The organism is Streptomyces sp. NPDC057654, from assembly GCF_042800135.1.
Classification (GTDB): Bacteria; Actinomycetota; Actinomycetes; order Streptomycetales; family Streptomycetaceae; genus Streptomyces.
In genome coordinates this window covers 1-9,529 of sequence record NZ_JBHVHQ010000276.1, presented here as the reverse complement: position 1 = coordinate 9,529, position 9,529 = coordinate 1, and the positions used below count along the sequence as shown (strand labels likewise).

Below are 9,529 nucleotides of genomic sequence, written 5' to 3'. Positions count from 1 at the left end.
CAGGCCGGCCCGTACCCGCTCCACATCGCCCGCCAGGCCGCTCACCGGCCGCGGGCGCGGGGCGTACAGCACCTGCTCGACCGCCGCGGCGACCCGGTGCGCCGCCTCGGCGGCGGCGGTGTCCAGCCCGCCGAGCCGTACGATCCGGGCCGCCGACTTCCGCGGCGTCTGTGAGTCGTCCGGCGGCACGCCATAGTCCCAGCCGGAGTCGATGAGCTCCCGCCAGGCCGCCAGCGTCCGGCCCGCCCCGTCCTGCGGGGTGCGCCCGCCGGACTCGCCGAGCCGCCGGGCTCGTACCCGCGTGCGCCACAGCATCGGCAGCGCCAGCACCAGCAGCACCGCCACGCCGACGGAGCCGGCCACGATCGCGCTCGTCGGGCCGCTCCGGTCGCCGGAGCCGCCGCTCGCCTGCTGCGCCGCGGCTCCGCACTCCCCGAGCCGCTTGGCCCGCGGGTCGCAGCTCTGCGAGGCCGATGCCCCCGCCGACGGGGCCGCGGAGCGGCTCGGCGTCGGAGAGGGGCTGCCGGGGTCCGTGCCGGACGGCGTCTGGGCGATCGTGTACTCGGGCTGCGAGCCCCGGCTGGGCGTGGGCTCGAACCGGGTCCAGCCGACGCCCTCGAAGTACAGCTCGGGCCACGCGTGCGCGTCCTTGGAGCCGACCGACATCGTGCCGTCCACCTGCGGGGTCCCCGGTGTGAAGCCGACCGCGACCCGCGCCGGAATGCCCAGCGTCCGCGCCATCGCCGCCATCGAGAACGCGAAGTGGACGCAGAACCCCTCCTTGTCGTGGAGGAACTTGGCTATGGCGCTGCTGCCGCTGCCCGACCGCACCTCGGTGTTGTAGCGGAAGCCGCCGGTCGTGGAGAACCACTCCTGGAGCTTCACGGCCCGCGCGTACCCGGTCGCGGCCCCCGCCGTCACCTTCCTCGCCTGGTCGCGCACGACGGACGGCAGCGAGTCCGGCACCTTCGTGTACTCGTCCAGGAGCCGCTTCGGCGGCGCGGGCGCCGCGGCCAGCTGGGAGCTCGTCGGCTCCACGAGCAGGCTCGACGCCTGATAACGCGAGCCCCGCGTGGTCTGCCCGTGGTCGCCGACCAGGGTCCGCCCCTCCGGCTCGAACCGCCACCGCCCGCCGACCGACACATGCGTGGCCGGGTAGGGGAGCGGCAGATAGGTCTGGCCGTAGGTCTCGGCGGCCACCACGGAGGTGTTGACGGTGTCCGTGCGCACCTCGGGGGAGAGCCCGGACGGCGTGGGCAGCGGATCCGGCACATCGGTGATGTGCCGCTCCGACGCCTTCCAGGACGAGCCGTCGAACTGGTCCAGGGCCACGATCCGCAGATACATGTTCTGGGTGTCGCTGGTCGACGTGCGGTACCGCAGCACCTCGTGGTTCTCGGGCTGGTTGAGGCTGTTCTGAAGCGAGACCAGCGGGTTCACCGCCGAGATCGTGCCGCCGCCGGACTCCTGCCCGCCGCCGGCCCCGCGGGAGCCCAGCAGGCCGTCGTCCATCGTCGGCAGCACCGCCGGCACCGCCAGCGCGATGCCGAGCGCCAGCGCGCCGATCCGCCGCCCCGTACGGACCGGGGCGAGGGCGTGGCCGACCGCCCCCGGCGCCGGGCCCAGGGTGCTGCTCGGACCCGTGGGGCGCCGCGCGCCGCCGCCGGCGAAGACCCGCCCCCACTGGGAGAGCCGGTCCCGGCCCTCGGCGAGGAGCAGCAGCAGGAAGCCGCCGGCCGCCGCCAGGAACCACAGCCAGTCGGCGCCGCCCTTGGCCAGCCCCGCCGCGACCGAGTACAGCGCGAGCAGCGGCAGCCCGGCGGGCGCGGCGCTGCGGTAGGTGACGGCGAGCGCGTCCACCGCCAGCCCCACCACCAGCACGCCGCCGACCAGCAGCAGCCTGATGCCCTCGGTCGTCGGAGCCGGTATGGCGTACCGCCCGACGTCGTCGGCGCCCTCCCGCAGCAGCTGCCCGAACTCATGGAAGACGTCCGGGCCGGGCAGCAGCCCCCCGATCGCCTGGCTCTGCGCGAAGATCAGGGTGAGCAGCAGCAGTGCGACGGCCGCCTGCACCAGCACGGTCAGCGCCCGCGCCAGCGGCACCCGGCGGGCCAGCGCGCCCACCGAGCTCTGGATCATCACCAGCAGCGCGGCCTGGAGGAACCAGGTCGCGCGGTCGACCAGCGGCAGCAGCGCGCAGGAGGAGGCCAGCGTCGCCACCGCCGCGCACACCGCGAGCCGTGCGCGTCCACTCATGACCAGCCCCCTGCCGTCGTGCCGCCCTGCTTCGCGGGCCCGCTCGAACGGGCCCGCTGCTGGTCCGCCTGGCGCCACAGCTCCGCCAGCGACGCGCCCGGCGGCACGGGCAGCGCCGTCCACCCCGCCTCGCGCAGCACCCGCAGCCGGTCCTCCAGCTCCGCGGCGTCGCCGCCGCGCACGTCCCGCGCCCAGGACGGCGAGTCCAGCAGGAAGGCGACCGCCGCGCCGCTGCGCTGCCGCATCCGCCCGGCCAGCGCCGCCTGCTCCTCGTCGAGGTCGCCGAAGAACGCGACCAGCAGCCCCTCGCCCCCGCCCCGCAGCGTGTCGTAGGCGGGGGAGAGCCCCTCGCCCTCGGAGTGGTCCACCACCGCCAGGGTGTCCAGGACCAGTCCCGCCGCGTCAGCGGAGTCGTGGGAGGAGCCCGCGTACCCGCCCATGCCGTCGGGGCCGGGCACCGAGTCGCCGGTGTCGGTCAGCAGCCGCACCGAGAAGCCCCGCTCCAGCAGGTGCACGCTCGTCGAGGCGGCGGCGGAGACCGCCCACTCGAAGGCCGAGTCGGGCCCCGCCCCCTGGAAGGCGATGCCTCGGGTGTCGAGCAGCACCGTGCAGTGCGCGCGCTGCGGCTGCTCCTCGCGGCGCACCATCAGCTCGCCGTAGCGGGCGGTGGAGCGCCAGTGCACCCGGCGCAGATCGTCGCCGTGGCGGTACTCGCGGGGGATGACGTCGTCCTCGCCGGCCAGCGCGACCGAACGCAGCCGCCCGTCCCCGTACCCCGCGGCCTCGCCCGCCAGGCGCACCGGCGGCAGCGCCTCGACGCGCGGCACGACGGTCAGCGTGTCGTACGTGCTGAAGGCGCGGGTCAGCTCGCACATCCCGAACGGGTCGGTCAGCCGCAGTTGGAGCGGTCCCAGCGGATAGCGCCCCCGCAGGTCCGAGCGGACCCGGTAGGACACCTCGCGCCGGCCGCCCGCCTCCACCCGGTCCAGGACGAAGCGCGGGCGCGGACCGAGCACGTACGGCACCCGGTCCTGGAGCATCAGCAGCCCCGTGGGCAGCCGTGAGACGTTGTCGATCCGCAGCTGCACGCGCGCCTCGGCGGCGGCGGGCACCCGGGCGGGCGACAGCCGCCGGCTGCCCGCGACCCGGTGCCGGGTGCGGTGCAGCACGCCCACGCACACCAGCGGCAGCACGGCCAGCAGCAGCCCCACCCGCAGCAGGTCGGACTGGCCCAGCACGTAGGAACAGACCGCGGCGGCCACGCCCGCCGCCAGGAACGACCGGCCGCGGGTGGTCAGCCCGGCGAACGCCGACCGCAGACCGCCGCCGTCGCCCATGTCGGCCTCTGCGGTCCCGGTGGTCGCGGCGGCTGTCGCGGCGGCCTTGACGGGCCCCCCGGCCCGCATCACAGCCGCCGGCAGCCCGGCGGCTGCCCGCCGTACGCCGGGGGCACGGGCGGCATCGGCGGCGTCCCCCGGTGCTCGGCGGTGGGCACCGGGGTGCGCTGAAGGATGTCGGTGACGACCTGCTCGGCCGTGCGCCGGTTCAGCTGGGCCTGCGCGGTCGGCAGCAGCCGGTGCGCGAGCACCGCGACGGCGAGTGCCTGCACATCGTCGGGGAGCGCGAACTCCCGGCCCTCCAGCGCCGCCGCGGCCTTGGCGGCCCGCAGCAGATGCAGCGTCGCGCGCGGCGACGCGCCGAGTCTGAGGTCCGGGTGCTGCCGGGTGGCGGCGACCAGGTCCACCGCGTACCGCCGGACGGAGTCGGCCACGTGCACCGTGCGGACCGCCTCCACGAGTTTGATGATCTCGTGCGCGTGCGCCACCGGCTGGAGGTCGTCCAGCGGCGACGCGCCGCCGTGCACATCCAGCATCTGGAGCTCGGCGTCCGCGCTCGGATAGCCGATCGAGACCCGGGCCATGAACCGGTCGCGCTGCGCCTCCGGCAGCGGATACGTGCCCTCCATCTCCACCGGGTTCTGCGTGGCCACCACCATGAACGGGCTCGGCAGCTGGTACGTCTGCCCGTCGATGGTGACCTGTCGCTCCTCCATCGACTCCAGCAGCGCCGACTGGGTCTTGGGCGAGGCGCGGTTGATCTCGTCGCCGATCACGATCTGGGCGAAGATCGCCCCCGGCTTGAACTCGAAGTCCCGCCGCTGCTGGTCGTAGACGCTCACGCCCGTGATGTCGGACGGCAGCAGGTCCGGCGTGAACTGGATGCGCCGCACCGAGCAGTCGATGGACCGCGCCAGCGCCTTGGCGAGCATGGTCTTGCCCACCCCCGGCACGTCCTCGATCAGCAGATGGCCCTCGGCCATCAGCACCGTCAGCGAAAGCCGTACGACCTCCGGCTTGCCCTCGATCACGCCCTCCACCGACCTGCGGATGCGCTCCGCGGTGGTGGTCAGATCGCTGAGGCTCGCTCGCTCGTCATAGGTCGTCACCCGGCCCTCCTCGGCCCGTTCTCAAAGCCCTGGTCCTCCGTACGGACCGGCCCACCCCGAAAGCGTGACCCCCGCGCTCCGCACCGGCGGAGGGCAGGGCCACGTACGTATTCTCGCCGTCCCGGCGGCGTCGCGTCACCGCCTGTGGATAACTCTCCGCCGGGGCCGGTTCCGAGCTCTGTCATGTGATCGTTTCCGGCGTCAGGCGCGCCCGTCGACCTCTCGGAGCAGACCCGTCGTCACATCGAAGACGAAGCCCCGGACATCCTCGGTGTGCGGCAGGAACGGGGACGTGCGCACGCGCTGCATCGACTGCCGCACGTCGCTGTCGAGGTCCTTGAACGCCTCCACCGCCCACGACGGGCGCTGGCCGACCTCGTCCTCCAGATCATGCCGGAAGTCCTCGGTCAGCCCGAGCAGGCCGCAGCCGGTGTGGTGGATCAGCACGACCGAGCGGGTGCCCAGCGCGCGCTGGCTGATCGTCAGGGAGCGGATGGTGTCGTCGGTGACCACACCGCCGGCGTTGCGGATGGTGTGGCAGTCGCCGAGCTCCAGGCCGAGCGCGGCGTGCAGGTCGAGGCGGGCGTCCATGCAGGCGACGACCGCGACCTTGAGGACGGGGCGGGCGTCCATGCCCGGGTCGCTGAAGGCGGCGGCGTAGCGTTCGTTGGCCTCGACCAGGCGGTCGGTGACGGTTCCTTCGGCGGGGGCGCCGTCGTTGTGCGGGGACGGCGGCTGAGACGCAGATATCGACATGTGTACGAAGGTAGCCCGCCGCAGGTCGTCCGGCCTCTGTGCGGGTCGATAAACCCGTGTCGCACGGATGCCTGTGAGGTAACCCACAAGGCCCATCGCCCCGCGGCCGCACAGGTGGGAGCGGTGCTCGGCGGCCGTCGCGGGACGCGCTGGCCAGTTGGTTGACCGAGGGGACGAGTGGACTAAAGTGGCGCGAAGTGGGAGGCGTGACGCTCCCCTTGGAACCGATTACTCCACGTGCGCGGGGCGCACGTACCGCTCGGCCTCCTCCCGCTCCGGTCGCCTGACGTCACTTCCCCGGCGCCAGACCGGCCGCTTCCCCTTCGAGCGGGCGGGGACCCGGCGGTGCGCACGGACCCGCGCCGAACCCTTCAGAAGGGCGCATGGCCAGCGACGCGCGACATGTTCCGGTGATGCTCCAGCGCTGTCTCGACGTGCTGGCGCCCGCTCTAGCGGAGCCCGGAGCGGTCGTCGTCGACTGCACCCTGGGCCTCGGCGGGCACAGCGAGGCGCTGCTGTCGACCTTCCCCGCGGCCCGGCTCGTAGCCCTCGACCGGGACCCCGCCGCCCTCGAACTCGCAGGTGAGCGCCTTGCGCCGTACGGGGACCGGGCCACCCTCGTGCACGCCGTGTACGACGAGATCGGCGACGTGCTGGAACGGCTCGCCATCCCGCGCGTCCAGGGCGTCCTCTTCGACCTCGGGGTCTCCTCCATGCAGCTCGACGAGGCCGACCGCGGCTTCGCGTACGCGCAGGACGCGCCGCTGGACATGCGCATGGACCAGACGACGGGCATCGGCGCCGCCGAGGTCCTCAACACCTATCCGCCCGGCGAGCTGGTGCGCATCCTGCGCGCGTACGGCGAGGAGAAGCAGGCCAAGCGGATCGTCGGCGCCGTCGTCCGGGAGCGGGAGAAGGAACCGTTCAGCAACAGCGCCCGCCTCGTCGAGCTGATCCGCGAGGCGCTGCCGCAGGCGGCCAAGCGGACCGGCGGCAACCCCGCCAAGCGCACCTTCCAGGCGCTGCGCATCGAGGTCAACGGCGAACTCGCGAGCGTGGAGAAGGCCATTCCGGCAGCGGTCGGCGCGCTCGCCGTCGGCGGCCGGATCGCCGTCCTGTCGTACCAGTCGCTGGAGGACCGGATCGTCAAGCAGGTCTTTGCCGCCGGGGCCGCCAACACCGCGCCGCCCGGCCTCCCCGTCGTGCCCGAGCGCTATCAGCCCCGCCTCAAGCTGCTCACGCGCGGGGCGGAGCTGCCCACCGAGGAGGAGATCGCGGAGAACCGGCGCGCCGCCCCCGCCCGGCTGCGCGCCGCGCAGCGCATCCGCGAGGAGGCCCCGTGACGGCCGCCGCGCGCCGCCCCGGCGGCCTGCTCGGCCGGCTGCTGCCCGCCGGGCCCGCGGGGGCGAGGCGGACGCCCTTCGTCCTGCTCGTCGTGGTGCTCCTCGGCTCCGGCCTGATCGGCCTGCTGGTGCTCAACTCCTCGCTCAACCAGGGCTCCTTCGAGCTCAGCAGGCTGGAGAAGCAGACCACCGAGCTGACGGACGAGCAGCAGTCGCTCCAGCAGGACGTCGACAAGCTCTCCGCCCCCGACGCGCTGGACCGGCGCGCCCGCGAGCTGGGCATGGTGCCCGGCGGCAACCCGGCCTTCCTCAGCCCGGACGGCACGGTCCACGGCTCGCCGTCCCCCGCGCCCGAGGGCGACGAGCCCGTCTCGTACACGGTCCCGGTCCAACAGCAGCCCCCGGCGCTCCTCCAGGCCCCCGCCGCGACAGTACCGGCCACCCCGACCCCCGGCAGGTGACGCGTGAGCGACCCCAAGGACCCCCGCCGCCGCGCCCCCGGCCCCCCGCGGCAGCGGCCCGCGACCGCCCGCCCGAACGCCAAGCGGCCCGGCTCCCGCCCCACCCGCCCCCGCGGCGGCCCCCAGTCCATCCGGCTCGGCAGCCCGCGCCCCCGGCTGCGGCTCATCGGGCTCGCCATGGCCCTGGTCCTCCTCGCCTTCGTCGTCCGCCTCCTCCAGGTGCAGGCCGTCGACGCGAGCGCGTACGCGGCCAAGGCGAACGTCAACCGCTATATCCCGGTGACGCTGACCGCCGAGCGCGGCACGATCACCGACCGGGCCGGCGTGGACCTGGCGACCACCATCGACGCGTACGACGTCACGGCCGCCCCGGACCTGCTCACCCCCGACCGGGCCAAGATCCCCGACGCGGCGCGGCAGGCCGCGACGCTCCTCGCGCCCATCCTGGGGCAGCCGGAGAAGGACCTGGAGCGCAAGCTCACGGCCAACCCCAAGTCGAAGTACGCGGTCCTCGCCCGCCAGCAGACCCCGCAGGTCTGGAACCAGATCAAGGACCTCAAGGCCGCGCTCGCCGACAAGGCCGTGAAGACGAAGGGCACCAACGTCCTGGCCGGCGTCAACCGCGAGCCGCACAGCAAGCGCGTCTACCCCGGCGGCGACCTGGCCGCCGGGATACTGGGCTTCGTCAACGCCGAGGGCAAGGGCGGCGGCGGAGTCGAGGCCAAGCTCGACAAGCAGCTCGCCGGCAAGAACGGCAAGCTCGTCTACGCCCAGTCCGGCGGCCGCCAGGTGCCCACCGCCGACGTCAAGGAGCAGCCCGCCGTGCCCGGCTCCGACGTGGAGCTGACCATCGACCGCGATATCCAGTGGGCCGCCCAGAGCGCCATCACCAAGCAGGTCGAGAAGTCCAAGGCGGACCGCGGCTACGTCGTCGTGCAGGACACCCGCACCGGAGAGGTCCTGGCCATGGCCAACGCTCCGGGCTACAACCCCAACGACCTCGCGCACGCCAGCGCCTCCGCCATGGGCAACGCCGCCGTGGAGGACGCGTACGAACCGGGCAGCGTCAGCAAGCTGATGACCATGTCGGCCGTCCTCAACGAGGGCGTCGCCACGCCCGGCACCAAGGTGGAGGTCCCCAACCGGCTGCCGCGCGCCGACCGGTCCTTCGCCGACGACATCGACCACGAGACCTGGCATCTGACCCTCAACGGCGTGCTCGCCAAGTCCAGCAACATCGGCACGATCCTCGCCAGCGAACAGCTCGCCAAGGGCAAGGGCCAGAAGCAGGCCAACGAGGTCCTCTACTCCTACCTCCACAAGTTCGGCATCGGGCAGCCGACCGGGCTCGGCTTCCCCGGCGAGACCCCCGGCATCCTCGCCAAGCCGAAGGACTGGAGCGCCTCCCAGCAGTACACGATCCCCTTCGGCCAAGGGCTCTCCCTGAGCGCCGTGCAGGGCGCGTCCGTCTACTCCACCATCGCCAACGGGGGGGAGCGCATCACCCCCACCCTCGTACGCGGCACCAAGGGCCCCGACGGACGCTTCGAGCCCGCCCCGGCCCCCGAGAAGAACCGGGTGGTCAGCGAGAAGTCCGCCAAGACGCTGGCCACGATGCTCGAATCCGTCGTGGACGACCAGGGGGGCACCGGCGGCAAGGCGAAGATCCCCGGCTACCGGGTCGCGGGCAAGACCGGCACGTCCAACCGGGTGGATCCCAAGACCGGCCGCTACCACGGATATACGGCCTCGTTCGCCGGGTTCGCCCCCGCCGACCAGCCGCGGGTCACGGTCTACTGCGCCATCCAGAACCCCACCAAGGGCAGCTACTTCGGCGGCCAGATCTGCGGGCCGGTATACCAGCAGGTCATGCGGTTCGCGCTGAAGACGATGCAGGTCCCGCCGTCCGGAAAACAACCCCCTCGGCTGCCCGTGACGTATGAGCCCGGTCAGTGAGCGGGACCGGCCGTGACGACCATCACCCCCGAGCCGGGGAACCGCCGCCCGGCGCGCCCCTCACTTCGCGGCGAAGCGGGTGCGCCCGGTACGCTCACCGCCGTGCCCCAAGCTGATCAGTTCCAAACCACCCAGAAGGACGCCCCCGAAACGTATCCGGGAGCGCCCCGCCCCACCCAGGTCCAACCCGTGTCCCTCGCGGAGCTGGCCGGTCAGCTGGGCGTCGCGGCCGAGGCGGACGCCCCGCAGGGCGCCGCGACCGGCATCACCCACGACTCCCGGGCCGTACGCCCCGGCGACGTCTACGCGGC

7 protein-coding genes and 1 pseudogene are annotated in these 9,529 nt (G+C 73.8%); 4 read left to right on the top strand and 4 right to left on the bottom strand.

All coding sequences use genetic code 11. From position 1 onward, the window contains the following. The 4 genes from ACFU99_RS21005 to ACFU99_RS20990 all read right to left on the bottom strand — a co-directional run. Positions 1-2,256 (bottom strand): transglutaminaseTgpA domain-containing protein (locus tag ACFU99_RS21005; RefSeq protein ID WP_384394174.1); only part of this gene is annotated, 2,256 nt, incomplete at its 3' end. After that, entirely contained in the window at positions 2,253-3,662 is a 1,410-nt protein-coding gene (locus tag ACFU99_RS21000; RefSeq protein ID WP_384394172.1) for a DUF58 domain-containing protein, read from the bottom strand. The genes ACFU99_RS21000 and ACFU99_RS21005, both read right to left, overlap by 4 nt. Next, positions 3,662-4,702, bottom strand: coding sequence for an AAA family ATPase (locus ACFU99_RS20995; RefSeq protein WP_384394170.1), 1,041 nt, complete (start codon positions 4,700-4,702; stop codon positions 3,662-3,664). The genes ACFU99_RS21000 and ACFU99_RS20995 overlap by 1 nt, the downstream gene beginning before the upstream one ends. A 201-nt stretch (positions 4,703-4,903) precedes the next feature. Next, complete coding sequence (locus tag ACFU99_RS20990) at positions 4,904-5,458, bottom strand: beta-class carbonic anhydrase (RefSeq protein WP_384394168.1); 555 nt, start codon at positions 5,456-5,458, stop codon at positions 4,904-4,906. A 383-nt stretch (positions 5,459-5,841) separates the two neighbouring features. On the opposite strand from ACFU99_RS20990, the gene rsmH reads away from it, so the two are divergent. The 4 genes and pseudogenes from rsmH to ACFU99_RS20970 all read left to right on the top strand — a co-directional run. Next, positions 5,842-6,801, top strand: coding sequence for a 16S rRNA (cytosine(1402)-N(4))-methyltransferase RsmH (gene rsmH / locus ACFU99_RS20985; RefSeq protein WP_384394166.1), 960 nt, complete (start codon positions 5,842-5,844; stop codon positions 6,799-6,801). After that, on the top strand, positions 6,798-7,262 hold the full coding sequence (locus ACFU99_RS20980; protein WP_384394164.1) for a septum formation initiator family protein: 465 nt from the start codon (positions 6,798-6,800) through the stop codon (positions 7,260-7,262). The genes rsmH and ACFU99_RS20980 overlap by 4 nt, the downstream gene beginning before the upstream one ends. Positions 7,263-7,265: 3 nt before the next feature. Then, positions 7,266-9,218, top strand: coding sequence for a peptidoglycan D,D-transpeptidase FtsI family protein (locus ACFU99_RS20975; protein WP_384394162.1), 1,953 nt, complete (start codon positions 7,266-7,268; stop codon positions 9,216-9,218). A gap of 12 nt (positions 9,219-9,230) precedes the next feature. Further along, positions 9,231-9,529 (top strand): annotated as a pseudogene (locus tag ACFU99_RS20970) (UDP-N-acetylmuramoyl-L-alanyl-D-glutamate--2,6-diaminopimelate ligase); the annotation flags it as partial.